General features: G+C 65.4%; 24 protein-coding genes. 19 read left to right on the plus strand and 5 right to left on the minus strand.

Annotated elements, in window-relative coordinates; genetic code table 11:
• The first annotated feature begins 92 nt into the window (after window positions 1–92).
• The 9 genes from bamA to DIR46_RS24480 all read left to right on the plus strand — a co-directional run bounded on the left by bamA (window position 93) and on the right by DIR46_RS24480 (window position 9,303).
• The gene (gene bamA / locus DIR46_RS24440; RefSeq protein ID WP_109347552.1) at window positions 93–2,429 is read left to right on the plus strand and encodes an outer membrane protein assembly factor BamA; all 2,337 of its coding nucleotides are present in this window, start codon (window positions 93–95) and stop codon (window positions 2,427–2,429) included.
• A 39-nt stretch (window positions 2,430–2,468) separates the two neighbouring features.
• Window positions 2,469–3,020: an OmpH/Skp family outer membrane protein gene (locus tag DIR46_RS24445; RefSeq protein WP_109347553.1), complete on the plus strand. Its 552-nt coding sequence runs from the start codon at window positions 2,469–2,471 to the stop codon at window positions 3,018–3,020.
• Window positions 3,021–3,057: 37 nt separating this feature from the next.
• On the plus strand, window positions 3,058–4,107 hold the full coding sequence (gene lpxD, locus DIR46_RS24450) for a UDP-3-O-(3-hydroxymyristoyl)glucosamine N-acyltransferase (protein ID WP_109347554.1): 1,050 nt from the start codon (window positions 3,058–3,060) through the stop codon (window positions 4,105–4,107).
• A complete protein-coding gene (gene fabZ, locus DIR46_RS24455; RefSeq protein WP_005667524.1) occupies window positions 4,104–4,601 on the plus strand; it encodes a 3-hydroxyacyl-ACP dehydratase FabZ in 498 nt (165 codons plus the stop codon). Before lpxD ends, fabZ begins: the two co-directional genes overlap by 4 nt.
• Before the next feature lie 12 nt (window positions 4,602–4,613).
• Window positions 4,614–5,402 (plus strand): acyl-ACP--UDP-N-acetylglucosamine O-acyltransferase, encoded by a 789-nt coding sequence (gene lpxA, locus DIR46_RS24460; protein WP_109347555.1) that lies wholly within the window; start codon window positions 4,614–4,616, stop codon window positions 5,400–5,402.
• A 4-nt stretch (window positions 5,403–5,406) separates the two neighbouring features.
• A complete protein-coding gene (gene lpxB / locus DIR46_RS24465) occupies window positions 5,407–6,582 on the plus strand; it encodes a lipid-A-disaccharide synthase (RefSeq protein WP_109347556.1) in 1,176 nt (391 codons plus the stop codon).
• Window positions 6,579–7,256 carry a ribonuclease HII gene (gene rnhB / locus DIR46_RS24470; protein ID WP_205289040.1) on the plus strand — a complete coding sequence of 226 codons (678 nt, stop codon included), beginning with the start codon at window positions 6,579–6,581 and terminating at the stop codon, window positions 7,254–7,256. Before lpxB ends, rnhB begins: the two co-directional genes overlap by 4 nt.
• On the plus strand, window positions 7,253–8,038 hold the full coding sequence (locus DIR46_RS24475) for a TrmH family RNA methyltransferase (RefSeq protein WP_109347557.1): 786 nt from the start codon (window positions 7,253–7,255) through the stop codon (window positions 8,036–8,038). Before rnhB ends, DIR46_RS24475 begins: the two co-directional genes overlap by 4 nt.
• A gap of 83 nt (window positions 8,039–8,121) precedes the next feature.
• Window positions 8,122–9,303, plus strand: coding sequence for an EAL domain-containing response regulator (locus DIR46_RS24480; protein ID WP_229446394.1), 1,182 nt, complete (start codon window positions 8,122–8,124; stop codon window positions 9,301–9,303).
• A 438-nt stretch (window positions 9,304–9,741) separates the two neighbouring features.
• Here DIR46_RS24480 and ppsR read toward each other — a convergent pair whose 3' ends face one another.
• Window positions 9,742–10,590, minus strand: coding sequence for a posphoenolpyruvate synthetase regulatory kinase/phosphorylase PpsR (gene ppsR / locus DIR46_RS24485; protein WP_109347559.1), 849 nt, complete (start codon window positions 10,588–10,590; stop codon window positions 9,742–9,744).
• A 201-nt stretch (window positions 10,591–10,791) separates the two neighbouring features.
• Here ppsR and ppsA point away from each other — a divergent pair, with 201 nt between their 5' ends.
• From ppsA to DIR46_RS24500, 3 genes are all read left to right on the plus strand, one after another.
• Window positions 10,792–13,236, plus strand: coding sequence for a phosphoenolpyruvate synthase (gene ppsA / locus DIR46_RS24490; RefSeq protein ID WP_109347560.1), 2,445 nt, complete (start codon window positions 10,792–10,794; stop codon window positions 13,234–13,236).
• Window positions 13,237–13,404: 168 nt separating this feature from the next.
• Entirely contained in the window at window positions 13,405–13,827 is a 423-nt protein-coding gene (locus tag DIR46_RS24495; RefSeq protein ID WP_109347561.1) for an NfeD family protein, read from the plus strand.
• Window positions 13,828–13,854: 27 nt separating this feature from the next.
• Window positions 13,855–14,775: an SPFH domain-containing protein gene (locus DIR46_RS24500; RefSeq protein ID WP_109347562.1), complete on the plus strand. Its 921-nt coding sequence runs from the start codon at window positions 13,855–13,857 to the stop codon at window positions 14,773–14,775.
• A 157-nt stretch (window positions 14,776–14,932) separates the two neighbouring features.
• Here DIR46_RS24500 and DIR46_RS24505 read toward each other — a convergent pair whose 3' ends face one another.
• Complete coding sequence (locus DIR46_RS24505; RefSeq protein WP_109347563.1) at window positions 14,933–17,125, minus strand: TonB-dependent receptor; 2,193 nt, start codon at window positions 17,123–17,125, stop codon at window positions 14,933–14,935.
• A 120-nt stretch (window positions 17,126–17,245) separates the two neighbouring features.
• Here DIR46_RS24505 and DIR46_RS24510 point away from each other — a divergent pair, with 120 nt between their 5' ends.
• From DIR46_RS24510 to DIR46_RS24520, 3 genes are all read left to right on the plus strand, one after another.
• Window positions 17,246–18,430, plus strand: a complete 1,185-nt coding sequence (locus DIR46_RS24510; RefSeq protein WP_109347564.1) for a PepSY-associated TM helix domain-containing protein — start codon at window positions 17,246–17,248, stop codon at window positions 18,428–18,430.
• The gene (locus DIR46_RS24515; RefSeq protein ID WP_109347565.1) at window positions 18,427–18,618 is read left to right on the plus strand and encodes a hypothetical protein; all 192 of its coding nucleotides are present in this window, start codon (window positions 18,427–18,429) and stop codon (window positions 18,616–18,618) included. Before DIR46_RS24510 ends, DIR46_RS24515 begins: the two co-directional genes overlap by 4 nt.
• Before the next feature lie 142 nt (window positions 18,619–18,760).
• A complete protein-coding gene (locus tag DIR46_RS24520) occupies window positions 18,761–20,209 on the plus strand; it encodes a Ppx/GppA phosphatase family protein (protein ID WP_109347566.1) in 1,449 nt (482 codons plus the stop codon).
• Window positions 20,210–20,274: 65 nt separating this feature from the next.
• Here DIR46_RS24520 and DIR46_RS24525 read toward each other — a convergent pair whose 3' ends face one another.
• Window positions 20,275–20,733: a SixA phosphatase family protein gene (locus DIR46_RS24525; RefSeq protein WP_109347567.1), complete on the minus strand. Its 459-nt coding sequence runs from the start codon at window positions 20,731–20,733 to the stop codon at window positions 20,275–20,277.
• Window positions 20,705–22,867, minus strand: a complete 2,163-nt coding sequence (gene ppk1 / locus DIR46_RS24530) for a polyphosphate kinase 1 (protein ID WP_109347568.1) — start codon at window positions 22,865–22,867, stop codon at window positions 20,705–20,707. Before ppk1 ends, DIR46_RS24525 begins: the two co-directional genes overlap by 29 nt.
• Before the next feature lie 149 nt (window positions 22,868–23,016).
• Here ppk1 and lepB point away from each other — a divergent pair, with 149 nt between their 5' ends.
• Together lepB and DIR46_RS24540 are read left to right on the plus strand one after the other, a co-directional pair.
• Complete coding sequence (gene lepB / locus DIR46_RS24535) at window positions 23,017–23,691, plus strand: signal peptidase I (RefSeq protein ID WP_109347569.1); 675 nt, start codon at window positions 23,017–23,019, stop codon at window positions 23,689–23,691.
• Between the two features lie 86 nt (window positions 23,692–23,777).
• Window positions 23,778–24,971 (plus strand): multidrug effflux MFS transporter, encoded by a 1,194-nt coding sequence (locus DIR46_RS24540; RefSeq protein ID WP_109347570.1) that lies wholly within the window; start codon window positions 23,778–23,780, stop codon window positions 24,969–24,971.
• Between the two features lie 151 nt (window positions 24,972–25,122).
• Here the strand turns inward: DIR46_RS24540 and smpB are convergent, their stop codons facing one another.
• On the minus strand, window positions 25,123–25,572 hold the full coding sequence (gene smpB, locus DIR46_RS24545) for an SsrA-binding protein SmpB (protein ID WP_005667675.1): 450 nt from the start codon (window positions 25,570–25,572) through the stop codon (window positions 25,123–25,125).
• Between the two features lie 95 nt (window positions 25,573–25,667).
• On the opposite strand from smpB, the gene DIR46_RS24550 reads away from it, so the two are divergent.
• Both DIR46_RS24550 and DIR46_RS24555 read left to right on the plus strand, forming a co-directional pair.
• Complete coding sequence (locus tag DIR46_RS24550; RefSeq protein WP_109347571.1) at window positions 25,668–26,099, plus strand: type II toxin-antitoxin system RatA family toxin; 432 nt, start codon at window positions 25,668–25,670, stop codon at window positions 26,097–26,099.
• Window positions 26,092–26,409, plus strand: a complete 318-nt coding sequence (locus DIR46_RS24555) for an RnfH family protein (protein ID WP_109347572.1) — start codon at window positions 26,092–26,094, stop codon at window positions 26,407–26,409. Before DIR46_RS24550 ends, DIR46_RS24555 begins: the two co-directional genes overlap by 8 nt.
• Window positions 26,410–26,454: the final 45 nt, after the last annotated feature.

Below are 26,454 nucleotides of genomic sequence, written 5' to 3' on the forward strand. Positions count from 1 at the left end.
CGGCCCGCATTCGCTCCCGGAGTCGGGGCGACATTCCCGGCACAGAATAATATGCAATCGTTGTCCAAATGACTGACCCTTTGATCCAGCCAATGAAATCACAACCAGATCGTTTTGCCCTGCCGTTCATTCGTCGCAGCTTGATCGGCGCGGCCGTGCTGGCCTTGTGCGCCGGTAATGCGCTGGCCGCCAACCCGTTCGTCGTCAAGGATATCCGGGTCGAAGGCATCCAGCGGACCGAAGCAGGCACCGTGTTCAGCTATCTGCCGGTGCGCGTGGGCGAGACCTTCGACGACGCCAAGGCCTCGAGCGCGATCAAGGCACTGTACGCCACCGGCTTCTTCAAGGACATCCGCCTGGAGGAAGAAAATGGCGTGCTGGTGGTGCTGGTCGAGGAGCGCCCGGCGATTTCGTCGGTCGATTTCACCGGCACCAAGGAATTCGAGAAGGACATGCTGGTCAAAGCGCTGGCCGAGATCGGCGTGGCCCAGACCCGCATCTTCGACAAGGCCTCGGTCGACCGCGCGGAGCAGGAGCTCAAGCGCCAGTACCTGTCGCATGGCCTGTACGGCGTCAAGATCACCACCACCGTGACCCCGATCGAGCGCAACCGCGTGACGGTCATGTTCAATATCGACGAGGGTGAGGTCGCCAAGATCAAGGGCATCAACATCATCGGCAACAAGGCCTTCAGCGACAAGCAGCTGCGCCAGCTGCTCGAACTGCGGCCGTCGGGCTGGTTCACCTGGTACTCGAAGGCCGACCAGTATTCCAAGCAAAAGCTGACCGGCGACCTGGAGACCATCAAGTCCTGGTACCTGAACCACGGCTACCTCGAAGCCAACGTCGAATCGACCCAGGTCTCGATCACCCCCGACAAGCGCGACATCTACCTGACCCTCAACATCACCGAGGGCGAGCAGTACACCGTCTCGAGCGTCAAGCTCGAAGGCGAGATGTTCGGCCGCGAAGAGGAGCTCAAGGAGCTGATCGTGCTCCAGCCGGGCAAGACCTATGTCGGCGACCTGCAGGAAGCGACCAACAAGCTGATCGCCGACCGCCTGGGCACCTTCGGCTACGCCTTCGCCAACGTGACGGCCAACCCGGAACTCGACCGCGAGAAACGCGAAGTCGCGTTCACCTTCTTCGTCGATCCGGGCAAGCGCGCCTATGTGCGCCACATGAACATCTCGGGCAACACGGTCACGCGCGACGAAGTCATCCGCCGCGAATTCCGCCAGTTCGAAAGCTCGTGGTACGACGCCAACCGCGTCAAGCTGTCGCGCGACCGCGTCGACCGCCTGGGCTACTTCAAGGACGTGAAGGTCGAGACGCCGGAGTCGCCCGGCACCTCGGACCAGGTGGACGTGAACATCGCGGTCGAAGAAAAACCGACCGGTAACTTCATGATCGGCGGCGCCTTCTCGCAGTCCGAGAAGTTCACCTTCACCGCGTCGATCTCGCAGGCCAACTTCGCCGGCAGCGGCAACACGGTCGGCATCGAACTGAATACCAGCAAGTACAACCGCACGATCGCGTTCTCCCAGACCAATCCGTACTTCACGGACGACGGCATCTCGCGCGCGTTCTCGCTGTACCTGCGCACCTCGCGCCCACCGGCGCTGAACATCGGTTCGTACACCGTGCGCCAGATGGGCGGCAACCTGACCTTCGGCGTGCCGTTCTCCGAATCCGACACCGTCTATTTCGGCGCCGGCCTGGAACGCACCGAGCTGGAGACCGACCAGACCTCGCCGACGATCTACCAGACCTTCGTGCGCCAGAACGGCGGCCCGGCCAGCGGCATCGGCAAGGCCACCACCAATGCGATCCCGCTGACCGCGGCCTGGGGTCGCGACACCCGCGACAGCGCCGTGACCCCGACCCGCGGCCGCTTCCAGCGCGCCAACTTCGAGATCGACGCCATCGGCGACGCCAAGTACTACCGGATGGTGTATGAACACCAGTGGTGGAAGCCGCTGACCCGCTGGATGACCCTGGCCCTGCGCGGCGAGTTCGACTACGGCAAGGGCATCGGCGGCAGCGCCTACCCGGTGTTCAAGAACTTCTACGCGGGCGGCATCGGTTCGGTGCGCGGCTACGAGAGCTCGTCGCTGGGCGTGGTCGATCCGCGCTACTACGATGCGATCGGCGGCTCCAAGCGCATCATCGGCAATGCCGAGCTGCAGTTCCCGTTCCCGGGCAGCGGCACCGACCGCAGCCTGCGCTGGTTCACCTTCGTCGACGGCGGCCAGGTGTTCCAGGAAGACGCGAAGATCCGCTACGACGAGTTCCGCTACTCGGCCGGTATCGGCCTGTCCTGGATTTCCCCGGTCGGTCCGCTCAAGTTGAGTTATGCTAAGCCGCTGAATTCACTGCCGGGCGACCGCCTGGAGCGCTTCCAGTTCCAGATGGGTACCGGCTTCTAAGCGGCCCACGGCGACCCGAAGAACGATTGCGAGAGACTTATGTTGAAAAATCTGATTGACTCGCTGCCTGGTGGACGCAGGTCCACGGTTCGACCCGCGCTTGGCGCCTCGCTGCTGCTGGCCGCCGTATGCGCCGCTCCGCTGGCCCACGCGCAGGCGACCGTCAGCCGCATCGGCTTCGTCTACACCGAGCGCCTGATGACCGACTCCAAGATGGCCAAGGCGGCCGACGCCAAGCTGGCCGCCGAGTTCTCGAAGCGCCAGAAGGCGGTCGAGGAGATGGTCGGCAAGTACAAGCAGACGTCCGAGAAGTTCGACGCCGAAGCGGCGGGCCTGAATGAGCTCGACCGCACGCGCCGCGCGCGCGAGCTGTACAACATGCAGAAGGACGTCGAGCGCATGCAGCGCGAGTTCCAGGAAGACCTGCAGCAGCGCAAGAACGAAGAGCGCGCCGCGATCGCGCAAAAGGCCTACAAGCTGGTCGAGCAGGTCGCGGAACAGGAAAAACTCGACGCCGTGCTGGTCGAGGCGGCGTGGGTCAGCCCGCGCGTGGACATCACCGACAAGATCCTGAAACTGCTCGACAAATAAAGCAGTACCGATTTTGACTTACACTGGAAAGACCGAGATGGGCATTCGACTGGGCGATTTGGTCGAGCGCTTCGGCGGACAGCTGGTGGGCAACCCGGACCTCGAGGTCCAGGCGATCGCCCCCCTGGACAGCGCCGGCGCTTCGCACATCAGCTTCCTCAGCAACAGCAAGCTGCGCGCACTGGCCGCGCAAAGCCAGGCGGCGGCGCTGATCCTCTCGCCGCTGGACGATCCGACGGTGGCCGCGACCTATGAAGGCGCGCGCATCGTCACCACCAACCCTTACGCCTACTTCGCCCGCGCGGCGCAGTATTTCGTGTCGCTCACCGAGCAGGCGCCGGCGCCCGGCATCCATCCGAGCGCCGTGGTCGACCCCGGCGCCACGGTCGATCCGACCGCCCACGTCGGGCCGCACGCGACGATCGAGGAGGGCGCCATTGTCGGCGCCCACGCCGTGATCGGCGCCGGCTGCTTCATCGGCCGCGAGGCGGTGATCGGCGAATACACGCACCTGTTCGCGAACGTGACCTTCCATGCGCGCTGCCGCATCGGCAAGCGCGGCATCCTGCATTCGGGCGCGGTGATCGGCACCGACGGCTTCGGCTTCGCCGTCGAAGCCGGCGCCTACATCAAGATCCCGCAGACCGGCCGCGTGCTGATCGGCGACGACGTCGACATCGGCGCCAACACCACGATTGACCGCGGCGCGCTGGACGACACCGTGATCGAAGACGGCGTGAAGCTCGACAACCAGATCCAGATCGGCCACAACTGCCGCATCGGCGCGCACACCGCGATGGCCGGCTGCGTCGGCGTGGCCGGCAGCGCCAAGATCGGCAGCCGCTGCACCTTCGGCGGCGCCGCCATGGTGCTGGGCCACCTCGAAATCGCCGACAACGTCCATATCTCCTCGGGCAGCATGGTGTCGCGCTCGGTCCTCGAACCGGGCCAGTATACCGGCTTCTACCCCTTGGCCAAGAACGCCGAATGGGAACGCAGCGCGGCGATCGTGCGCAATCTCGATTCGATGCGCGCCAAGATCCGCACGCTCGAGAAAACCATCAGAAACCTGACAGAACAAAAATGACCACTCCAGAACTCAAGACCCTCGACATCACCCAGATCAAGGAATACCTGCCGCACCGCTATCCGCTGCTGCTGGTCGACCGCGTGCTGGACGTCGAACTGGGCAAGCGCATCGTCGCGATCAAGAACGTCACCGTCAACGAAGAATTCTTCAACGGCCACTTCCCGCACAAGCCGGTGATGCCGGGCGTCTTGATGATCGAAGCGATGGCGCAGACCGCGGCCATCCTGTCGTTCATGACCATGAACGTCAAGCCCGACGAAAACTCGGTGGTGTACTTCGTCGGCATCGACAACGCGCGCTTCAAGCGTCCGGTCGAGCCGGGCGACCAGCTGCGCATGGAAATCGAGATCCTGCGTGTCGCGCGCGGCATCTGGAAGTACAAGGCGGTGGCGACCGTCGACGGCAAGGTGGCGGTCGAGGGTGAACTGATGTGCACCATCCGCGGCGCCGCCGAAGCGACCATGAAGGGCCCGGAAGGCGCGGCGCAGTAAGGGGAGTACGAGATGAGCAAAATCCATTCGACCGCGATCGTCGATCCGAAGGCGGAGCTGGACAGCTCGGTCGAGGTCGGCCCGTATTCGATCATCGGGCCGAATGTGCGCATCGATGCCGGCACCGTGGTCGGCCCGCACGTGGTCATCGAGGGCCACACCACGATCGGCAAGGACAACAAGTTTTTCCAGTTCTGCTCGATCGGCGGCGCGCCGCAGGACAAGAAGTGGAACGGCGAACCGACCCGCCTGGAAGTGGGCGACCGCAACACGGTGCGCGAATTCGTCACCTTCAACCTGGGCACGGTCCAGGACGAAGGCGTCACCCGCGTCGGCAGCGACAACTGGATCTCGGCCTACGTCCACGTGGCGCACGACTGCCAGGTGGGCAGCAACACGATCTTCTCGAACAACGCCCAGCTCGCGGGTCACGTGCAGGTGGGTGACTGGGCCATCCTGTCGGGCTATGCCGGCGTGCACCAGTTCTGCAAGATCGGCGCCCATGCCTTCATCGGCATGTACACCAGCCTGACCCAGGACGTACCGCCCTATGTGCTCGTCTCCGGCAATCCGGCCGGCGCGCGCGGCGTGAACCTCGAGGGCCTCAAGCGTCGCGGCTTCACGCGCGAGCAGCTCGACGGCATCCGCAGCGCGTACAAGCTGCTGTACCGCTCGAACCTGACCCTGGAAGAGGCCAAGACGGCCCTCCAGGCCGAGGAAGAGCGCCTGCCGGCGGCCAGCGCAGACATTCGCCTGCTGCGCGAATTTCTCGGCACCGCCACCCGTGGCATCGTCCGCTAGCGAGATGAAGAACGACGTTTCGCTGGCGTTGGTGGCCGGCGAGGCGTCCGGCGACATGCTCGCCGCGCGCCTGCTGGCCGGCCTGCGGCCGCATCTTCCCCAGGCCCGCTTCCACGGTATCGGCGGGCCGCGCATGATCGAGCAGGGCATGGTGAGCGACGTCCCGATGGACACGCTCACGGTGCGCGGCCTGTTCGAAGTCATTCCCCGCTATCCTGAACTGAAACGCATCCAGAGCCGGCTGCGCGACCGTCTCATCGCAGAGCGCCCGAGCGCCTTCATCGGCGCCGACTATCCCGGCTTCAATCTCGGCCTCGAAGAGCAGCTGCGCGCCGCCGGCATCCCGACCGTGCACTTCATCGGGCCGCAGATCTGGGCCTGGCGCGGCGGGCGGATCAAGAAGATCCAGCGCGCGGTCTCGCACATGCTGGTGATCTTTCCGTTCGAGGAAGCGATCTATCGCGAGGCCGGGGTGCCGGTGACGTATATCGGGCATCCGCTGGCCGAGACCATTCCGCTGGTCCCGGACGTCGCCGCGGCGCGCCGCGCGCTCGGCCTGCATCCGGATGCGCGCGTGGTGACGGTGATGCCGGGCAGCCGCATGGGCGAGCTGAAATACCTGGCCGAGCCGTTCATCCGCGCGGTCAAGCTCCTGGGTGCGCGCGATCCGGGCTTGACCTTCGTGGTGCCGATGGTCGGCGAACGCCAGCGCGCCTACTTCGACGAGCTCGTGGTCCAGGCGGGATTGCAGGACGTCGAACTGCAGGTGACCGCCGCCGGCTCGCACACGGCGATCGCCGCCGCCGACGCGGTGCTGGTCGCCTCCGGCACCGCGACCCTGGAGGTAGCGCTGTTCAAGAAGCCGATGGTCATCGCCTATAAAGTGATGGCGGCGTCGTATGCGATCATGCGCCACATGGGTTACCAGCCGTGGATCGGCCTGCCGAACATCCTGGCGCGCGAGTTCCTGGTGCCGGAGCTGATCCAGCATGCGGCCTCGCCCGAAGCGATGGCCGACGCCGTGTGGGCCCAGCTGCAGGATGCGGCCGGGCGCGACAGGCTGGCCGGGCGCTTCCTGGAGATGCACCACAGCCTGCTGCGCGACAGTGCGCGCGAGAGCGCCGAGGCGGTATTGAAAGTGATAGGCCGCGATGCGCATGTGTCGCGCGAACCGACATGAGAAAGAAGAAAGTCAACCTGTATCCCGGCCTGCCGCCGAGGCTTCGGCCGTTCACCGAGCTCGATATCGTCTGCGGCGTGGACGAGGCCGGGCGTGGTCCGCTGGCCGGGCCGGTGTTCGCCGCCGCCGTCATCCTCGATCCGCTGCGGCCGATCGAGGGCCTGCGCGATTCGAAAAAACTGACCGAGGCGCGGCGCGACGAACTCGCGCCCCTGATCCGCGAGCATGCGCTGGCCTGGGCCATCGCCGAATGCTCGTGCGAAGAGATCGACAGCATCAACATCCTGCAGGCGACCATGCTGGCGATGCGGCGGGCGGTGGAGGCGCTGCAGACGGTGCCGACGCTGGCCCTGATCGACGGCAACCGCTGCCCGCAGATGGCGGTGCGCGCGCATGCGATCGTGGAGGGCGACGACAAGGTCAACGCCATCTCGGCCGCCTCGATCCTGGCCAAGACGGCGCGTGACGCCGCGCTGGTGCGCCTGCACGATCTCTATCCGCAATACGGCTTCGACCAGCACAAGGGTTACGGCACGCCGCTGCACCTGGAGCGCCTGCGCCGGCACGGCCCATCGCCGGCGCACCGCCGTTCGTTCGCGCCGGTGCGCAGCCTGCTGCAGGTCGACCTGTTTGCAGAACTCAGTGGCCACATGACTGAAGCAGAAGCAGTATGAAAACCATCAGCTCGCGCGAAAACGCGTTCTACAAGGACCTGAAAAGCCTGGCCACCAGCTCGCAGGCGCGGCGCAAGGCCGGACAGAGCCTGCTGGACGGCGTGCACCTGTGCCAGAGCTGGCTCGACCTGCGCGGCGCGCCGCGTCACGGCGTGGTGTCGGAAGGCGCGCTCGGCAACCACGAAGTGCAGGCCATCGTCGCGCGCTGCGAGGCCCTGCGCGCGCCGGTGACGGCGCTGCCCGATGCGCTGTTCAACACCGTCAGCCAGGTCGAGCACGGTGTGCACCTGCTGTTCGTGATCGATTCGCCGCAGCCATCGGCGGCGCCGGCCCTGGTGGGGCCGAGCGTGCTGCTCGATGGCGTGCAGGATCCGGGCAATGTCGGTTCGATCCTGCGCAGCGCGGCGGCTTCCGGCATCAAGCAGGTCTACTGCAGCCCCGGCACCGCGTTGTGCTGGTCGCCGAAGGTGCTGCGCGCGGCAATGGGCGCGCACTTCGTGCTGGAGATTTTCGAACAGATTGAACTGGCGCCGCTGGTGCGCGCCGCGAAGGTCCCGGTGCTGGCCACCAGCGGCTATGCGGCCGAGCGGCTGTATGCGATGGACCTGCGCCAGCCGGTGGCCTGGGTGCTCGGTCACGAAGGGCAGGGCGTGTCGGATGAACTGTTGACGCTTGCCACGCACCGGGTCGCGGTGCCGCATGCGGGCCAGGTCGAGTCGCTCAACGTCGCCGCCTGCGCGGCCGTGTGCTTCTTCGAGGGTCTGCGCCAGCAGCAAGTTTAAGTATGGACGGTTTCCCGCGCATCGCGTAGGCTGGCGGCTGGGAAACTGGAGCAACGATGGACATCGCGCATTTGCATTTTTTGGTGGCACAATCCGACCCGGCCCAGCGCAGGGCGCTAGTGGACTTGCTGGGCAATCTCGGGGCCAGCCGCGTCACCGAGGTACCGGACGGGCATCTCGCGCTGCAGACCCTGGAGGCCGGCCTGGCGCCGGCGGTGAACGTCGCCATCGTCGATCTCGCGCTGCCGGGCATGGATGGCCTGGAGCTGATCCGCAAGCTGGGAGAGATGCAGGTCGAGACCCAGGCGCCGGCGCGCCTGGTGGTGACGGGCGCACAGCCCGCCGACCTGCTGTTCTCGGTCGAGACCCTGGCCCAGGCCTATGGCGTCGAGCTGCTGGGAGCGATCGCCAGGCCGGTCACCGCCGCCAAACTGAAGCCGCTGCTCGACAACTACGCCCCGCTGGCGCGCCCGCCGCGCAATCCCGGCGGCCCGCGCTTCACCTTCCAGCAGATCGGCATCGGCCTGCAGAAGCGCCAGTTCGAGCCCTTCTTCCAGCCGAAGATCGAGCTCGCGACCGGCCAGGTGAAAGGCCTGGAAGCCTTCGCCCGCTGGCGCCATCCCGAGCACGGCGTGCTGGGCCCTGCATCCTTCATGGAAGCGCTGGAAGAAAGCGGCCGTATCGACTTCCTGGACTGGAGCATGATCGAATTGTCGGTGGAGCGCTGCCGCTGGTTCCAGGAGCAGGGCATCCCGGTCCCGATCTCGCTGAACATCGCCCCCGAGACGCTGGCCCATCCGGCCTTCGTGCGCCAGATCGTGGCCTCGCTGGAACGCCACAAGGTCCTGCCCGACTACATCACCTTCGAACTGCCGGAATCGTCGATCCTGAACACGAACCCCGACTTCATCGAACGCCTGGTCCGCCTTCGGATGATGGGCTTCGGCCTGGCGATCGACGACTACGGCACGGGAAGATCGAACCTGCAGCTGCTGGCGCGCATCCCCTTCACCGAACTGAAAATCGACCGCAGCTTCGTCGACGGCGCCTCGAAGCGCCGCCCGCTGGGAACGGTCCTGCGCAGCTGCCTGAGCCTGGCCCATAGTCTGGATCGGATGTCGGTCGCCGTCGGCGTCGAAACCCGCCAGGACTGGGACTTCCTCCAAAGCCTCGGTTGCACCTACGCCCAGGGCTACCACATCGCCAACCCCATGGAAGCCACCGCCTTCCCCACTTGGCTCGCCGACTGGCGCCAATTCTTCTAACCCCCATTAGGGTCAGAGTAAAATTATTGAGCAATTTCCCAAATTCGGCCCGCAAATAAAAAGGGTCGGAGTCGAATAGTTGGCCAATTACTCAATGGATAATTAGGGTCGGAGTCGAATTGGCGGCTCAGCCGTTAATGTTGTCAAACAATTCGACTCCGACCCTATTTAGTTTTTTGGTGATATAGCGCTAACACGCGGAGGTGTTTGTCCTCTGCGGAATCTTGTTTCCCGAGTGGTCGGCCGCCGGTGCTCGAACTGCCAAAAATAATGAGGGTCGGAGTAGAATTGCTGAGCAATTCTTTGAAGTTGTCAAACAATTCGACTCCGACCCTAATTAATGTGCACGAGCTTTCAGGCAAGCAGAGGCTGGCTTGTGCAGAATAAATGTGCGCACAAAAATCTTTCCTGATAATTCGACACTGACCCTACTGGGAGTCAGTACTCGCGGCGGTCGGGTTTGATTTCCTGGAGGATGGTGGTGGCGATTTCTTCGATGGATTTCGTCGTCGAGGAGAGCCAGCGGATGCCTTCGCGGCGCATCAGGTGTTCGGCTTCGTTGACTTCGTAGCGGCAGTTTTCCAGGGAGGCGTATTTGCTGCCGGCGCGGCGCTCGTTGCGGATTTGCGAGAGGCGCTCGGGGGTGATCGTCAGGCCGAACAGTTTGGCCTTGAATGGCGGTAAGGAACTCGGCAGCTTGCCGCGTTCGAAATCGTCGGGGATCAAGGGATAGTTTGCGGCCTTCAGGCCATATTGCATCGCCAGGTACAGGCTCGTCGGGGTTTTGCCGGACCGCGAGACGCCGACCAGGATCACGTCGGCCTCCGCCAGGTTCTTGTGCGACTGGCCGTCGTCGTGCGCCAGCGAGAAATTGATCGCCTCGATGCGGTTCTTGTATTCCTCGGTGTCCACTGCATTGTGGATGCGCCCGATCGTGTGCGTCGACTTGACGTCCAGCTCCTGCTCGAGCGGCGCGACGAAGGTCTGGAACAGGTCCATGTGCATGCCGTTCGCCGAGCGGATCACGCTCGACAGATCGTGCTTCACAAGCGTCGAGAACACGATCGGCCGCTGGCCGTGCAGCGCGAAGCTTTCGTTGATGCGGCGCGCGGCGTCGTGCGCCTTCTCGATCGAATCCACGAACGGCAGGCGGATCTGGCGGAAGCGCAGGTCGAACTGGCTCAACACGGCGTGACCGAAGGTCTCCGCCGTGATGCCGGTGCCGTCGGAAACGAAGAAGACGGTGCGGGAGGCGGTGACTGGAGGAGGCAGGGTATCGTCGGTCATGATGGCTGGATCGGTTTGCTTTGCTGACAAAGTTGCATCAAAAGTGCGCTGCACTTCACCCTGTCGCGGGGTAAAATGCTCGGCAACGGGTTTTGCATTGTGCTGCACGCGGGCCAGAATAACAAGAACACGTCAAGACGCCCCCGCTTCCCGGCACCGATGCGCCAACAGGTTTCCATCATCAAGTAAGGGTGTTTTATCATGACTAACCTAGCTACTCCAGCACTGAAGCCAGACGCGGTGAATCCCGATCCTGATCGCGTCTACGTGGCCTCGTTCGAGGACTTGCGCATGACCGACGTCGAGTCGGTCGGCGGCAAGAACGCCTCGCTTGGCGAAATGATCAGCCAGCTGGCCGGCGCCGGCGTGCGCGTGCCGACGGGCTTCGCCACGACGGCCGACGCCTTCCGCGACTTCCTCGACCACAGCGCGGACGGCGGCCCATCGCTGGGCCAGCGCATCGCGACCCGCCTCGAGCACCTGGACGTCGACGACGTGCGCTCGCTGGCCGCCGCCGGCGCGGAGATTCGCGGCTGGATCGTCGAGACCCCGTTCCAGCCACGCCTGGAAAGCGAAATCCGTTCGTTCTACGAGCGCCTGGTCGCCGGTTCCGACACCGAAGTCTCGTTCGCCGTGCGCTCGTCGGCCACCGCCGAAGACCTGCCGGATGCCTCCTTCGCCGGTCAGCAGGAGTCGTTCCTGAACGTGGTCGGCATCGACAACGTGCTCGAAGCGATGAAGCACGTCTTCGCCTCGCTCTACAACGACCGCGCGATCTCCTACCGCGTGCACAAGGGCTTCACCCACGCCGAGGTCGCGCTGTCGGCCGGCGTGCAGCGCATGGTGCGTTCCGACACCGGCGCCGCGGGCGTGATGTTCACCATCGATACCGAATCGGGCTTCAAGGACGTGGTGTTCATCACCTCGAGCTACGGCCTGGGCGAGACCGTGGTGCAGGGCGCGGTCAATCCGGACGAGTTCTACGTCCACAAGCCGATGCTGGCCCAGGGCAAGTCGGCCGTCATCCGCCGCAATATCGGCTCCAAGCTGATCAAGATGGAGTTCACCAGCGAGGCCAAGGCCGGCCGCTCGGTCAAGACCGTCGACGTGCCGATCGAGCTGCGCAACCGCTATTCGCTGGTCGAGGAAGAAGTCATCGAACTGGCCAAGTACGCGGTGATCATCGAAAACCACTACGGCCGCCCGATGGACATCGAGTGGGGCAAGGATGGCCGCGACGGCAAGCTGTACATCCTGCAGGCGCGTCCGGAAACCGTGAAGTCGCAGCAGAAGTCGACCGACGCCCAGCAGCGCTTCCAGCTCAAGGGCACCGGCACCGTGCTGACCCACGGCCGCGCAATCGGCCAGAAGATCGGCGCCGGCCCGGTGCGCGTCATCACCGATCCGTCCGAGATGGAGCGCGTGCAGCCGGGCGACGTGCTGGTGGCCGACATGACCGACCCGAACTGGGAGCCCGTGATGAAGCGCGCATCGGCGATCGTCACCAACCGCGGCGGCCGCACCTGCCACGCGGCGATCATCGCGCGTGAGCTGGGCGTGCCGGCGGTGGTCGGCTGCGGCGACGCGACCGACGTGCTCAAGGACGGCACCCTGGTCACCGTGTCCTGCGCCGAAGGCGACGAAGGCATGATCTACGACGGCCTGCTGGAAACCGAGGTCACCGAAGTCTCGCGCGGCGAACTGCCGCCGATCAAGACCAAGATCATGCTCAACGTCGGCAACCCGCAACTGGCCTTCGACTTCCAGTCGGTGCCCAATAACGGCGTCGGCCTGGCCAGGCTCGAGTTCATCATCAACAACAATATCGGCGTGCACCCGAAGGCCATCCTCGAGTACCCGAACATCGACGCCGACCTGAAGAAGGCGGTGGAGTCGGTGGCCCGCGGCCACGCCTCGCCGCGCGCCTTCTACGTCGACAAGCTGGTCGAAGGCGTGGCCACCATCGCCGCCGCCTTCTGGCCGAAGTCGGTGATCGTGCGCCTGTCCGACTTCAAGTCGAACGAGTACAAGAAGCTGATCGGCGGCTCGCGTTACGAGCCGGACGAAGAGAACCCGATGCTGGGCTTCCGCGGCGCCGCACGCTACCTGGCCGACGATTTCGCCGAATCGTTCGCGATGGAATGCGCGGCCATGAAACGCGTGCGCAACGAGATGGGCCTGACCAACGTCGAGCTGATGGTGCCGTTCGTGCGCACCCTGGGCCAGGCCGAGAAAGTCGTCGACCTGCTGGCCAAGAACGGCCTCAAACGCGGCGAGGACGGCCTGCGCCTGATCATGATGTGCGAAGTGCCGTCCAACGCGATCCTGGCCGAGCAGTTCCTCGAGTACTTCGACGGCTTCTCGATCGGGTCCAACGACCTGACCCAGCTCACCCTGGGCCTGGACCGCGACTCCGGCATGGAGCTCCTGGCCAAGGACTTCGACGAGCGCGACCCGGCCGTCAAGGCGATGCTGTCGATGGCGATCAAGGCCTGCCTCAAGCAGGGCAAGTACGTCGGCATCTGCGGCCAGGGGCCGTCGGACAATCCGGACTTCGCCCAGTGGCTGGTGGAAGAGGGCATCGAGTCGATGTCGCTCAACCCGGATTCGGTGATCGAGACCTGGCAGAAGCTGGCCAAGGGCTGATCCCCGACATTCCCGATCGAGGGCCGCCGATGCTACACTGGCAGGAATGATCGCTTTCCAAGCCCTCAAGATCGACCGTCGCAGCCCATCGCGCGGTCATGCAAACCCTCGCTACCCAGTCCGGGTAGCGAGGGTTTTTTCATTCCATGACAAGAAGGAGACCGTGATATGTCCGACTGGACGTACTGGCTGATTGGGGCCGGCGTGCTGATCGTGGCCGAGCTGTTCATCGGCACGTTCTACCTCCTGATGATCGCGATCGGCCTGCTGTGTGGCGCCATCGCCGCCTGGCTGGGCGCCGGCGGCCCGCTGCAGACGCTGGCGGCGGCCGTCGTCGGCATCGGCGCGACCTTGGTGTTGCGCCGCACCCGCTACGCGCGGCCCGGACGCGGCAAGGCCGCGAACGACCCCAGCATCAATCTCGACATCGGCCAGCGAGTCACCGTGCCGCAGTGGCAGGGACGGCGCGCGCGCGTGATGTACCGCGGTGCGCTGTGGGACGTCGAGCTGCGCGCCGGACTGGAACCGGAGCCGGGCGACTTCGAGATCGTCGAGGTCCAGGGCAATCGCCTGATCGTCGCCCGCCGCTAAAACAACCCATAACAGGAAGGGGTGCACATGGAACTGTCTTTCAGCGTGGTCGCGATCGTGATCTTCGCCATCGCCCTGGTCTTCGTGTTCAAGACCATCAATGTGGTGCCGCAGCAGAACGCCTGGGTGGTCGAGCGCCTCGGCAAGTACCACGCCACCCTGGCCCCCGGCCTGAACATCGTGGTTCCCTTCATCGACCGCGTCGCCTACAAGCACAGCCTGAAGGAGATTCCGCTCGACGTACCGCCGCAGGTCTGCATCACGCGCGACAACACCCAGCTGCACGTGGACGGCATCCTGTACTTCCAGGTGACCGACGCCATGCGCGCCTCCTACGGTTCGTCGAACTACATCCAGGCCATCACGCAACTGGCCCAGACCACCTTGCGCTCTGTGATCGGCCGCATGGAGCTGGACAAGACCTTCGAGGAGCGCGACCTGATCAACACCCACATCGTGAACGCGATCGACGAGTCGGCCGCCAACTGGGGCGTCAAGGTGCTGCGCTACGAGATCAAGGACCTCACGCCGCCGGCCGAGATCCTGCTGGCGATGCAGGCCCAGATCACGGCCGAGCGCGAGAAGCGCGCCCTGATCGCGGCCTCGGAAGGCCGACGCCAGGAACAGATCAACATCGCCAGCGGCGAGCGCGAGGCGGCCATCGCGCGCTCCGAGGGCGAAAAGCAGGCCGAGATCAACCGCGCCATGGGCGAGGCGGCCGCCATCGTGGCGCTGGCCGACGCCAGCGCGGCGGCCCTGCGCCAGGTTGGCGAGGCGATTTCTTCGCCAGGCGGCATGGATGCGGTCAGCCTGCGCGTGGCCGAGCACTACGTGGACGCATTCGCGAACCTGGCCAAGACCAACAACACCCTGATCGTACCGGCCAACCTGGGCGATATGAGCACCGTGATCGCCAGTGCGCTGCAGATCGTGAAGGCGCAAAAGTGAGCCGGGTCGTCGTCATCACCATCCGGCGATGGAAGAGCGCGAGGTCGTGATGACGGCGCAGGGGAGGATCGGGCGCTGGCTCAGGCCGGTCGCGCCCGGGGTGGTCGACAGGATGGCGCTGGCTGCCGTGAAGGACGGCCTGCGCCTGCGGTGATACTCAGAAGCCGACCGTCGCCGACACCGACACGCTGCGCGGCGCCGCCAGCACCAGGTAGCCCGCGCCCGGATATCCGCCGGCCGAGGCCCAATAATTCTTGTCCGTGACGTTGTCCACGCGCGCGCGCAGGGTCAGGTCGCGGTCCATGAAGCGGGTATTCCAGGTCGCGCCCAGGTCCAGGCGGGTCCAGGACGGCAGCTTCTGCAGGTTGGCGCCATCGGCGTACTGCTTCGAGGTATATACGGTGCGCGCGTTCAGCGACAGGCCGTCCACGCCCGGTACAATCCAGTCGGCGCCGATGTTCAGCTGCGTTTCCGGCACGCCGATCGCTTTCTTGCCCTGGTTGACGCCGCCGGCCGTCACACGCTGCTCGGCGTCGATCAGGGTCAGGCCGCCCAGCAGCTTCAGGCCGCGCGCCGGGGTGCCGAATACCGACAGCTCGAGGCCGCGGTTGCGCTGCTCCCCAAACACGCCGAACACGCGGTTTTCGACATAAGCGCTCGGCTGGCTGGTCGAGAACACGGCGGCGCTCAAGCCGTAGCGGCCGCTGTCGTATTTGACGCCGGCTTCGCGCTGGCGCGCGACGTAGGGCGCGAAGATCTCGCCCTGGTTGACGATGTCGGTGCCCGAGGCGACCGGGCCGCGCTGCAGGCCCTCGCTGTAGTTGGCATACACCGACAGGTCCTTGCGCGGCTTGTAGACGATGGCGGCGAACGGCGTGTTCTCGCTCGATTCGTAGGCCGAATTCTCCAGCCCGGTGTTGTAGTCGTAGCCGAAGTCCTTGATGCGCTGGTGGCGCAGGCCGACATTGACCAGTACCTTGTCGTCCATGAGCGACATGGTGTCGGCGACCGCCAGGCCCGACAGGATGGTCTTCGAGGTCACCAGCGGATCGTTCATGTCGCCGCCGGTGAAGAAGGCCGACGACGGCGCCGCGACGTCGCGCGGACGGTAGAGGTTCGACGCGAAGCCGGCGAAATCGGACATGCCATAGGCGTTGCGCGACATGGAGTGGAAGCCGGACGCCGAAGCGCTCAGCACGTGCTTGACAAAGCCGGTGCGCAGCTCGCCGCGCACGCCCACTTCGCCGGTGCGCACCTGGTCCTTGCGGATATTGTCGAAGCGGCTCATGGTGGCACCGCCATTGACGGCGTTGACGTCGATGCCGGCCAGGATGTTGAATTCCTGGCCGTTGCGCAGGCCGGCGGCGGCCCAGGCGACCGCATTCGCGCCCAGGTCGACTTCGGCGCGCACGGTGCCGAAGGTGTGGCGTTCGTTCGAGACGGTCCAGGGCTGGGCGAAGTTGTGGCTTGAATCCGGCGCCGCGATCATCGGCAGGCCAGGCGCCAGGTCCACGCTCGGACGGGCATTGGTCAGCTGGTGGTCCTGCGCGCCGACATCGGCGGACAGGCGGTAGCCGCGGCCGCGGTAATCCACGCCGATCGAATACACGGAGAGTTCGCGTTCCTCGCGGTCGACCGCGGTGTCGCCGTTGCGGTGCGCGACGTTGACGCGCACGCCGGCGCGGCCATCCTCGCCGAAGCGGCGGCCCAGGTCGATGGCGCCGTAGCCCTGGCCGCCGGTCTCGACGCCCACGGTCACTTCGCTCAACTCCTGGTTCGGCGCGCGCTTGGGAAGGATGTTGATCGAGCCGCCGATGCTGCCGCCGGCCGGCGCCGCGCCGTTGATGAAGCTGTGCGCGCCGCGCAGCACCTCGACCCGCTCCATCAGCTCGGTCGCCACGAACTGGCGCGGCAGCAGGCCGTACAGGCCGTTATAGGCGGTATCGTCCGAGCCGACGGCGAAGCCGCGGATCATGTACAGCTCCTGGTAGTTGCCGAAGCCGCGCGCCACCCGCACCGACGGGTCGTTCTGCACCACGTCGGCCACGCTGCGCGCCTGCTGGTCCTGGATCAGCGCATGGGTGTAGTTGGTGCTGTTGAACGGGGTGTCCATGATGTCGACGTTGCCCAGCAGGCCAAGGCGGCCGCCGCGCGCCACCTGGCCGCCGGCATACGCGGCCGGAAGGCCCTGGGCCGAGGCGTCGGCCGAGGCGGTCACGACCACGGTCGAGATGTTCCCGTCGGTTGTCGGTTCGGACTGCTGGGCAAACGCGGTGCTGGACGCAGTGGTGGCGACCAGGAGGGCGGCGGCCAGCGCGGCCGGGGTCAGGGTGAAGCGCAGCGTGTTCATGGTCTTGCTCTGTTTATGCGTTAAAAGTAACGCGCATTCTATGCCTGATGCTTGATTATGTAAATGAGAACGATTACTATTCATGGTCTGCATCTCTAGCTATCATGCACATCCGATAACATGTCACCCGTTTCCCTGCGCCGCTGGGGCTGGATCCACAAGTGGTCCAGCCTGGTCTGCACCGTCTTCATGCTGCTGCTGTGCCTGACCGGCTTGCCGCTCATCTATCACCATGAGATCGGCCACCTGCTGGGCAACGAGGTCGAACCGCCGATCCTGTCGCAACCGACCCCGATGGGCAACGTCGACGCCGTGATCGCCTCGGCCAAGGAGCTGTACCCGACCAAGAAGCCGATGTTCATCTCCCAGGAGGCGGACGTGCCCGAGATCTGGAACGTCACCCTGGCCGACCACATGCACGATCACGACTACAAGCCGATCGCGGTCGATGCGCGCACCACCAAGGTGATCGTCGAGCCGGCTTTCGAAGGCGGCGCGTTCATGTCGACCATGCTGGCGCTGCACGTCGACCTGTTCATGGGCCTGGCCGGCCAGCTCTTTCTGGGGTTGATGGCCCTGTTGCTGCTGGTCGCGATCGTCAGCGGCGCGGTCCTGTACTCGCCCTTCATGCGCAAGCTCGATTTCGGCACCGTGCGCAAGGAAAAGAGCAGCCGACTCAAATGGCTCGACATGCACAACCTGCTGGGCATCGTCACGCTCACCTGGCTGTTCGTGGTCGGCGGCACCGGCATGATCAATACCTGGGCCGACCTGATGCTCAAGTATTACCAGCACAATGAGCTCAGTGAGATCCTGGCCCAGTACAAGGACAAGGCGCCGCAGCCGCATACCGCCTCGGTGCACGACGCGATCGAGAAGGCCAAGGAGCGCCTCCCGGGCATGCGGGTCGCCTTCGTGGCCTTCCCGGGCACCGACTTCAGCAGCGCCCACCACTACGGCATCTTCATGAACGGCAACGAGCCGTTCAGCTCGCGCATGTACCAGCCGGTGCTGGTCGACGCCCATACCGGCGAGCTGACCGACGCGCCCGAACTGCCGTGGTACCTGAAGGCGCTGCTGGTGTCGCAGCCGCTGCACTTCGGCGACTACGGCGGCCAGTGGATGAAATTCCTGTGGGCGGTGCTCGACATCGCGACCATCGTGATCCTGGTGACGGGCCTGTACCTGTGGGTCAAGCGCGGCAAGACCGCCAACGCGACGGCCAAGGCCGCGGCCCTGGAACGGCACGCGCCGGCCTGTGGTCACGAGGCGCCGGCGCTGGCGCGCGAAGGAGGCGCATCGTGAGCAGAACTCCCCTGCAAATCTGGGGCGCGCCGATCGTGCTCGCCATCCTCACCACCATCGGCCTGATCTCGGCCCTGCTGGGCGACGGCATCTGGGACGCCCTGTCCGCCGTCACGCTCGGCATTCCCTGCCTGGTCGGCGCCTGGTACTGCCTGCGCCGTCGTCCAGCCGCCCGCCAGCACCGCTGAACGGACCGCGCCGCGCAACATCCCGGGCATTTTTTCGTGCGCCGCAGTTGGTGGCGGCACGTGCCACGCTGTATACTTGGACCCTAGCGATCCCGCGCAGCATGAGCTGGCCGCGGGATTCGTCCATTTTCGAAAGGACCTCATGTTTGCAGCCGTCGACCTCGGGTCCAACAGCTTCCGCCTGCACATCGGCGAGCCGCTCGGCGCCCGCATGCACATCGTGCGCACCGCGCGCGATCCGATCCGCCTGGCAGCGGGGCTCGACAGCAACAACATGCTCACCGAGGCGGCGATGCGCGGCGCCATCGCCTGCCTGCACGATTTCCGCAAGATCCTCGACGAATACCACCTCGACGCCGTGCGGGTGGTCGCCACCAACACCATGCGCGTGGCGCAGAACGCCGACCAGCTGCTGCCGCAGCTCGAGGCGGCGATCGGCTACCCGATCGAGATCATCTCGGGCGAGGAAGAAGGCCGCCTGATCTACATGGGCGTGACGCGCGCCATCGAGCGCCAGGACGAGCGGCGGCTGGTGATCGACATCGGCGGCGGCTCGACCGAGGTCATCGCCGGCACCGGCGCCGAGATCCAGCTGGTCGAGTCGTTCGGCATCGGCACCCAGCCGCAGGTGCGCGCCTATTTCCCGGACGGCCGCATCACCGCGCGCAGTTTTGACGCCGCCGTCACCGCGGCGCGCGCCCGCTTCGAGGACGCCGCCTCGCTCTACCACGCCCAGGGCTGGGACGCCGCCTATGGCTCGTCCGGCACCATGCGCGCCATCTCCGAAGTCATCGGCCGCAATGCGATCGGCGACGGCACCGTGTCGCAGCCCAGCCTGCACGCCTTGCGCGACATCCTGATCGAGCTGGGCCACGTGGACGCCTTTGCCCTGCAAGGCGTCAAGCGCGACCGGGTGCCGGTGATGGTGGGCGGCCTGACGGTGCTCATCGGCGCCATGCAGGAGCTCAAGGTCGAGCGCCTGCACGCGGTCAATGCCGGTCTGCGCCTGGGCGTGTTGTCCGACCTCGAACTGCGCGCCAACCGGCGCGACCGGCGCGACGCCGCGATCCGCTCCTGTATGCAGCGCTTCCGGGTCGACACCCAGCGCGCGCTGCGCACCTGCGGCATCGCGACCCAGCTCTACGAGCGCCTGCAGCCGCAGGCCGACAGCCAGCCGCACTACCTGGCCTGGAGCGCCATGCTGCACGAGATCGGCCTGGCCATCTCGATGAGCGGCGCCCACAAGCATGGCGCCTACATCGTCGAGCACGCCGACCTGGGGGGCTTCACCACGCGCGAGCAGCGCCTGCTGGCGACGCTGGTGCTGGGCCAGAAGGGCAATCTGCGCAAGATCCGCGAGGCGCTGGTCGAGCCCGACCTGGCCAAGGCGGTGCTGGCGCTGCGCCTGGCGGTGGTGTTCATGCATGCGCGCGCCGACGACGATATCGGCAACCTGCGCCTGCGCATGAAGGGCAAGATCGAGATCGACCTGCCGCCGGAACTGCTGGCGCGGCATCCGACGCTGGCGCCATGGTTCGAGAAGGAAGAGTGCAGCTGGAATGACGTAGGCATCGCGTTCCAGGCAAGGTAGATCGGTCGTCGTTCCCGCGTTCGCGGGAACGACGTGCGCAGCTTAGTGGTTTTGTTTGGTGCCGTTCAGCGCAATTTGCCAATCACATCCGGCCCCGCCACCAGCCGGATATACGGCACGCCATCCGCCTCCTTGTGTTCGATCCAGAACACGCCTGCCTTGCGGATGCGCCAATCCTGCTTGTCCCCGCACAGGACCATCGACGCGACTTGCCCCAGCAGCGGCTGGTGACCGACGACCAATGCCGGCTGGCGGTGGTCGGGCCAGCCGCAGGCCGCGATGATCGCTTCCGCGCTGGAATCCGTGTTCAGCGCCTCCACCACCTCGTAGCGCCGTCCCAGCGCCTCCACCGTCTGGATGCAGCGCGTGGCGGGGCTCACCAGGATGCGGCAGGCGGGCGGCAGCTTGCGGTCCAGCCAGGCGCCCATGCGCGCGGCGTGGCGTTGGCCCTTGGGCGTCAGTTCGCGTGAGGAATCCGGTTCTCCCGGTTCGGCCTCAGCGTGGCGCCACAGGATCAGTTCCATTGTCGATCTCCTTGTCGTTGGTATCGTTGTCGAGGTTGGCGGCGCCCAGCAGGTCCATCAGCGCCTGCTGCGCGCTGTACCGACCCTGCTTGCCGCGCGCCTTGCGGCGGCGGTAGCGGCCGTCCGGCGCCAGCTCCCAGGCATTGACGTTGTCCTTCAGGTAGGGGTGCAGGCCCTCGCGCATCACGCGCCGCTTGAGCGGCGTCGAGCGGATCGGGAATGCCACCTCGACCCGGCGGAACAGGTTCCGGTTCATCCAGTCCGCGCTGCCGAGCACCACGTCGTGCTTCAGGTCATTGCGGAAGTAGAAGATGCGGGTGTGCTCCAGGAAGCGCCCGACGATCGAGCGCACCTTGATGTTTTCGGACAGACCGTCCACGCCAGGGCGCAGCGAGCAGGCCCCGCGCACGATGAGGTCGATCTTGACGCCGGCCTGCGAGGCCTCGTACAGCGCCTTGATCACCGACTCGTCGGTGAGCGAATTCATCTTGGCGATGATGCGGCCCGGCCGGCCCTGGCGCGCGATCTCGGCTTCCTGGCGGATCGCGCGCACGATCTCTTTCTGCAGCGAGAACGGCGCCAGCCAGATGCTCGACAGCTGCTTGGGCCGGGTCATGCTGGTAAGGTGGATGAAAACCTCGTTGACGTCGGCGGTGAGCTCGGCATCGGCCGTCAGCAGGCCCATATCGGTATAGAACTTGGCCGTGGTGGGGTTGTAGTTGCCGGTGCCGAGGTGGGCGTAGCGGCGCAGTCCATTGGGCTCGCGGCGCAGCACCAGGGCCATCTTGGCATGGGTCTTGAGGCCCACCACGCCATACACCACCTGGGCCCCGGCCTGCTCGAGCTTCTCGGCCCAGTTGATGTTGGCCTCTTCGTCGAAGCGCGCCATCAGCTCGACGATGACGGTGACTTCCTTGCCGCGCCGCGCGGCCGCGATCAGGGCGTCGACCAGCTCCGAACTGGTGCCGGCGCGGTAGATCGTCTGCTTGATCGCCACCACGTTGGGGTCGGCGGCCGCACATTGGATGAAGTTGATCACCGGCTGGAACGATTCGAACGGATGGTGCAGCAGCGCGTCGTGCTTGCGCAGCGCGGCGAACAGGTCGGGGCCGGACAGCTTGTTCTGGTAGCCCGCGACATAGGGCGGGAAGGTCAGGTCGACGCGCTCGCTGCTGTTGACGATTTCCAGCAGTCGGCTCAGGTTGACGGGCCCGTCGACCTTGAACAGCCGGCTGCGGTCGATCTGGAACTGGTTGAGCAGGAAGTCCGACAGGTGTTCGGGGCAGGAACGGCCCACCTCGAGGCGCACCGCGAAGCCGTACTGGCGGCTATGCAATTCGCTCTGCAGCGCCTGGCGCAGGTTCTTCACTTCCTCTTCGTCGACCCACAGGTCGCTGTTGCGGGTGACGCGGAACTGCGAATGCGAGACCACTTCGCGGCCGGTGAACAGGTCGGCCATATGGGCCTGGATCACCGACGACAGCATGCAGTAGGAAGCGCCTTTCTTGTCCGAGAGTTCGTCCGGCAAGCGGATCACGCGCGGCAGCACGCGCGGCGCCTTCATGATGGCGATGCCCGAACCGCGCCCGAAGGCATCCTTGCCGGCGAGTTCCACGATGAAGTTCAGGCTCTTGTTGACCACGCGCGGGAAGGGGTGGGCCGGGTCGAGGCCGATCGGCGTGAGCAGCGGGCGCACCTCGCGGTCGAAATACTGCTTTACCCAGGCGCGCTGGGCCGCGTTGCGATCGCTGCGGCGCAGCAGGTGGATGCCGTGCTCGGACAGCTGCGGCTGGATCTCGGTGTTGAACAGGCTGTACTGGCGCGCGATCAGGTGCCGGCATTCGGCGCTGGCGCGTTCCAGGTCGGCGGCCAGGCCGTCGGGCAGGGCGCCGCTCTCGCGGTCCATCTGGTACTGGGCCAGCAGGCTGGCCACCCGCACTTCGAAGAATTCGTCCAGGTTGGTCGCCACGATGCACAGGAAGCGCAGGCGCTCGAGCAGGGGAATCGACGGGTCTTCGGCCTGGGCCAGCACGCGGCGGTTGAATTCGAGCAGCGACAGCTCGCGGTTCAGGTAGGCGCCGCCGTCGGAAAATTGTTTGAGCTCAGCCTCAGTGGCCTTTTTTTTCATGTCCATATTCTGCGGTCGTAGTCGTCCCGCAGGCAGTGTAGATGTCAAATATGACAGCGCGGTGACACTCGCGCTGCTGTTGTCTTAACGAACTGCTAAGCCTTCGCCGGGAGGCGGCGGCTATGCTTGGCCCTCCATTCACCGAGGAGTCGTCCATGAAAAACTTCGTCCGCGCCAACAAGGGCTTCCTGATGTTCCTGCTGTTGTTTGGCGTGTTTCGCAGCGCGGTCGCCGACTGGAGCCCGATCCCGAGCGGGTCGATGCGCCCCAATCTGCTCGAGGGGGACGTGGTCCTGATCAACCGCATGGCCTTCGACCTCAAGATACCACTGACGCAGCACAGCGTGGCGCACCTGGGCGAGCCGGCGCGCGGCGACATGGTCGTGTTCCATTCGCCGCAAGACGACGTTCGCCTGATCAAGCGCGTGCTGGCCGTGCCGGGCGACCTGGTCGAGATGCGGGGCGATCGCCTGTTCGTCAATGGCGAAGGGGCCACGTATGCGGTGCTGGGCGAGGCGCGCGAGCGCAGCCGCGGCCTTGACGTGGGCGCCATCCGCATGGAAGAGCGGGTGGCCGGCACGCGCCAGCGCATCCAGGTCTTGCCGGGCGTTCCGGCGCCGCGCAGCTTCGCGCCGGTGCGCATCATGGCCGGCCAGTACATGATGTTGGGCGACAACCGCAACGACAGCGCCGATTCGCGCGTGATCGGCCTGGTGCCGCGCGAGAAGCTGATCGGGCGCGCCGAGCGGATCCTGGTCTCGGCGGCCTACCAGCAAAACTGGATGCCGCGCCTGGACCGCTTCGGCATGTCGCTGCGTGAGGATCGGTGAAGATCGGCGGGATCGAAATGGCGTACAATCGCGTCCCCCCAAGGCCGCATCCTGCGGTGTTGGCAACGATCCCGAAAGCGTAGTACATGCAAAAGCTCCTCACCGTCATCCTCGCCTGCCTCGGCATGATCGGCGCCCTGGCCATCGACACCTATCTGCCGTCGATGCCGGCGATCGGCGTCGAATTCGGGGTCGGCCCGGTGGCCGTGCAGCAGACCCTGAGCGTGTTCCTGTTCACGTTCGCCTTCATGATGCTGTTCTACGGGACCCTGTCCGATTCCTTCGGCCGCCGTCCCGTGATCCTGGCCGCGCTGTCCGTCTACACGCTGGCCTCGATCGGCGCGGCCTGGGCGCCGAGCTTCGGCTGGCTGCTGGTGTTCCGTGCGCTGCAGGGCCTGTCGGCCGGCGCCGGCTCGGTGATCGGGCAGGCCATCGTGCAGGACCGTTTTTCGGGCCCGCAAGCCCAGCGCATGATGTCGCACATCATGATGGTGTTCGGCCTGGCGCCGGCCATCGCCCCGATCCTGGGCGGCTGGCTGCACGTGACCTTCGGCTGGCGCTCGTCCTTCGTGTTCCTGGCCGTGTTCGGCGCGGCGATGATCCTGCTGGTCATGAAGCTGCTGCCCGAAAGCCTGCCGGTCGACAAGCGCCAGGCCTTCCACCCCGGCGCCATCGGCCGCAACTACCTGATGGTGCTGCGCAACCCGCAGTTCGTGTTCCTGGCGCTGTCGGTGGGCCTGGCCTTCAGCGGCCTGTCGCTCTACATCGGTTCGGCCTCGAACTTCGTGATGGAGATTCTCGGCCTGCCCGAGACGGCGTTCGCGTGGATGTTCATCCCGCTGGTGGGCGGCATGGTGGTGGGCTCGGCCTGGGGCGGCAAGCGCGCCCACAGCGCGACCCCTCGCGGCATGATGTGGACCGGCTACGCCGTGATGTCGCTGGGCGTGGTGCTCAACGTCGGTTACCACGGGCTGTTCCCGGCCAGCGTGCCGTGGTCGGTGCTGCCGCTGTTCGTCTACACCTTCGGCCTGGCGGTGGCGATGCCGGCGGTGCAGCTGACCGCGATGGGCCTGTTCCCGCGCAACCGCGGCCTGGCCTCGTCGATGGTCGGCTTCATCCAGATGATGTCGTTTGCGCTGGTGTCGGGACTGGTGGCGCCGCTGCTGTTCGACAGCGCCCTGAGGCTGGCGCTGGGTGTGGCGGGCGGCCTGCTGTTGAGCTTTGGCGCCTGGCGCATGTCGGTGCGCAGCGCGGTGGCGCCAAAGGTGCAGGAGGCTTAAGGCGCGTTGCCGCCATCGTTTGCCGCGTTACCACCGTCGCTCCCGCGAAGGCGGGAGCCCAAGTCATTCAATAAACCCGCTAAGTCGAACGAAGTGGTGCTGCATGCGAACTTAGGCTCCCGCCTTCGCGGGAGCGACGGGCTTCCTGTCGTCAGCGCCGGTTGGTCTTCATCGCCTGGTTGACCTCGCGCTTGGCGTCGCGGTCCTTCTCGGTCGCGCGCTTGTCGTGCTGCTTCTTGCCCTTGGCCAGGCCGATCTCGCACTTCACGCGGCCTTTCTTCATGTGCAGGTTGAGCGGCACCAGCGTGAAGCCGGCACGCTCGACCTTGCCGATCAGCTTGTCGATCTCGGCACGGTGCAGCAGGAGCTTGCGCGAGCGCAGCGCTTCCGGGTGGCTGAAGGTGGAAGTCGTCGTCAACGCACTGACGTGCGCGCCGAACAGGTATAGCTCGCCATTGCGGACGAGCACATAGGCTTCCTTGATCTGCACCCGCCCTTCGCGGATGGCTTTTACTTCCCAACCCTCCAGCACCAGGCCCGCTTCGTAGCGGTCTTCGATGAAGTAGTCAAAAAATGCTTTTTTATTGTCAGCGATGCTCATGAAAAGGCGAAAATTCGCGTGTCGGTTAAACTACTGCCATTGCGTCAACGAATGACGCATGCAACTTGACCAACATCATAACAAACGGTTGACCAATGGCAGTAGTGCACAAATCAGTTTTCCTTGGCTATAGCGCAGAACAGATGTTCGACCTGGTTGCCAGGGTCGAGGATTATCCCAAGTTCCTGCCCTGGTGTGCAGGCGTCAAGGTCGTCGAGCGGACCGACGACAAGCTGGTCGCCAGCCTGCAGATCAATTTCCACGGCGTCAAGCAGAGCTTCACGACATCGAACCACAATCAGCGACCGACCCAGATGAAGATGCACCTGGTCGACGGTCCTTTCAAGATGCTGGAGGCGACGTGGAGTTTCAAGGCCCTGCGTGAAGATGCCTGCAAGATCGACTTCGACATGCAGTATGAATTCTCGAGCGTCATCCTGGCCCAGATCGTGGGCCCCGTGTTCGGCATGATCGCCAACAGCATGGTCGACTCGTTCTGCAAGCGCGCCGAGGCGGTGTATGGCTGAGATGCTGGGCATTTCGGTGTGCTATGCCAGCGACAAGGTCGAATGGCTGCGCGCCATGCACGTGGAGGCGGGCACGACCATCGGCGAGGCGATCGAACGCAGCGGCGTGCTGGAAGCCTTCCCGGACATCAACCTGACGACGCAGCCGGTCGGCATCTACGCCAAGAAGAAGACGCTGGACACCATGCTGCGCGAGCGCGACCGCATTGAAATCTACCGGCCGCTCGTGGCCGATCCCAAGGAGTCGCGCCGCAAGCGCGCGGCCAAGAAAGAACGCAGCGCGCCCGACACGGCAGGCGAGGGCGTCTAGCAGCCGGAGGCGGCATGCCGGCCTTGTTTATTGCATAACTGCAAT

The sequence above is a fragment of the Massilia oculi genome, assembly GCF_003143515.1.
In the GTDB taxonomy this organism is placed as follows: Bacteria; Pseudomonadota; Gammaproteobacteria; order Burkholderiales; family Burkholderiaceae_D; genus Telluria; species Telluria oculi.

Coding starts and splice junctions, on each gene's coding strand:
- DIR46_RS24525 (WP_109347567.1), bottom strand. CDS start 20,733: ATGGAACTGATCCTGTGGCGCCACGCTGAGGCCGAACCGGGAGAACCG.
- bamA (WP_109347552.1), top strand. CDS start 93: ATGAAATCACAACCAGATCGTTTTGCCCTGCCGTTCATTCGTCGCAGC.
- lpxD (WP_109347554.1), top strand. CDS start 3,058: ATGGGCATTCGACTGGGCGATTTGGTCGAGCGCTTCGGCGGACAGCTG.
- DIR46_RS24495 (WP_109347561.1), top strand. CDS start 13,405: ATGTCCGACTGGACGTACTGGCTGATTGGGGCCGGCGTGCTGATCGTG.
- ppsA (WP_109347560.1), top strand. CDS start 10,792: ATGACTAACCTAGCTACTCCAGCACTGAAGCCAGACGCGGTGAATCCC.
- DIR46_RS24540 (WP_109347570.1), top strand. CDS start 23,778: ATGCAAAAGCTCCTCACCGTCATCCTCGCCTGCCTCGGCATGATCGGC.
- DIR46_RS24505 (WP_109347563.1), bottom strand. CDS start 17,125: ATGAACACGCTGCGCTTCACCCTGACCCCGGCCGCGCTGGCCGCCGCC.
- DIR46_RS24475 (WP_109347557.1), top strand. CDS start 7,253: ATGAAAACCATCAGCTCGCGCGAAAACGCGTTCTACAAGGACCTGAAA.
- DIR46_RS24510 (WP_109347564.1), top strand. CDS start 17,246: ATGTCACCCGTTTCCCTGCGCCGCTGGGGCTGGATCCACAAGTGGTCC.
- lpxB (WP_109347556.1), top strand. CDS start 5,407: ATGAAGAACGACGTTTCGCTGGCGTTGGTGGCCGGCGAGGCGTCCGGC.
- DIR46_RS24550 (WP_109347571.1), top strand. CDS start 25,668: ATGGCAGTAGTGCACAAATCAGTTTTCCTTGGCTATAGCGCAGAACAG.
- rnhB (WP_205289040.1), top strand. CDS start 6,579: ATGAGAAAGAAGAAAGTCAACCTGTATCCCGGCCTGCCGCCGAGGCTT.
- fabZ (WP_005667524.1), top strand. CDS start 4,104: ATGACCACTCCAGAACTCAAGACCCTCGACATCACCCAGATCAAGGAA.
- lpxA (WP_109347555.1), top strand. CDS start 4,614: ATGAGCAAAATCCATTCGACCGCGATCGTCGATCCGAAGGCGGAGCTG.
- lepB (WP_109347569.1), top strand. CDS start 23,017: ATGAAAAACTTCGTCCGCGCCAACAAGGGCTTCCTGATGTTCCTGCTG.
- ppsR (WP_109347559.1), bottom strand. CDS start 10,590: ATGACCGACGATACCCTGCCTCCTCCAGTCACCGCCTCCCGCACCGTC.
- smpB (WP_005667675.1), bottom strand. CDS start 25,572: ATGAGCATCGCTGACAATAAAAAAGCATTTTTTGACTACTTCATCGAA.
- DIR46_RS24555 (WP_109347572.1), top strand. CDS start 26,092: ATGGCTGAGATGCTGGGCATTTCGGTGTGCTATGCCAGCGACAAGGTC.
- ppk1 (WP_109347568.1), bottom strand. CDS start 22,867: ATGGACATGAAAAAAAAGGCCACTGAGGCTGAGCTCAAACAATTTTCC.
- DIR46_RS24445 (WP_109347553.1), top strand. CDS start 2,469: ATGTTGAAAAATCTGATTGACTCGCTGCCTGGTGGACGCAGGTCCACG.
- DIR46_RS24500 (WP_109347562.1), top strand. CDS start 13,855: ATGGAACTGTCTTTCAGCGTGGTCGCGATCGTGATCTTCGCCATCGCC.
- DIR46_RS24520 (WP_109347566.1), top strand. CDS start 18,761: ATGTTTGCAGCCGTCGACCTCGGGTCCAACAGCTTCCGCCTGCACATC.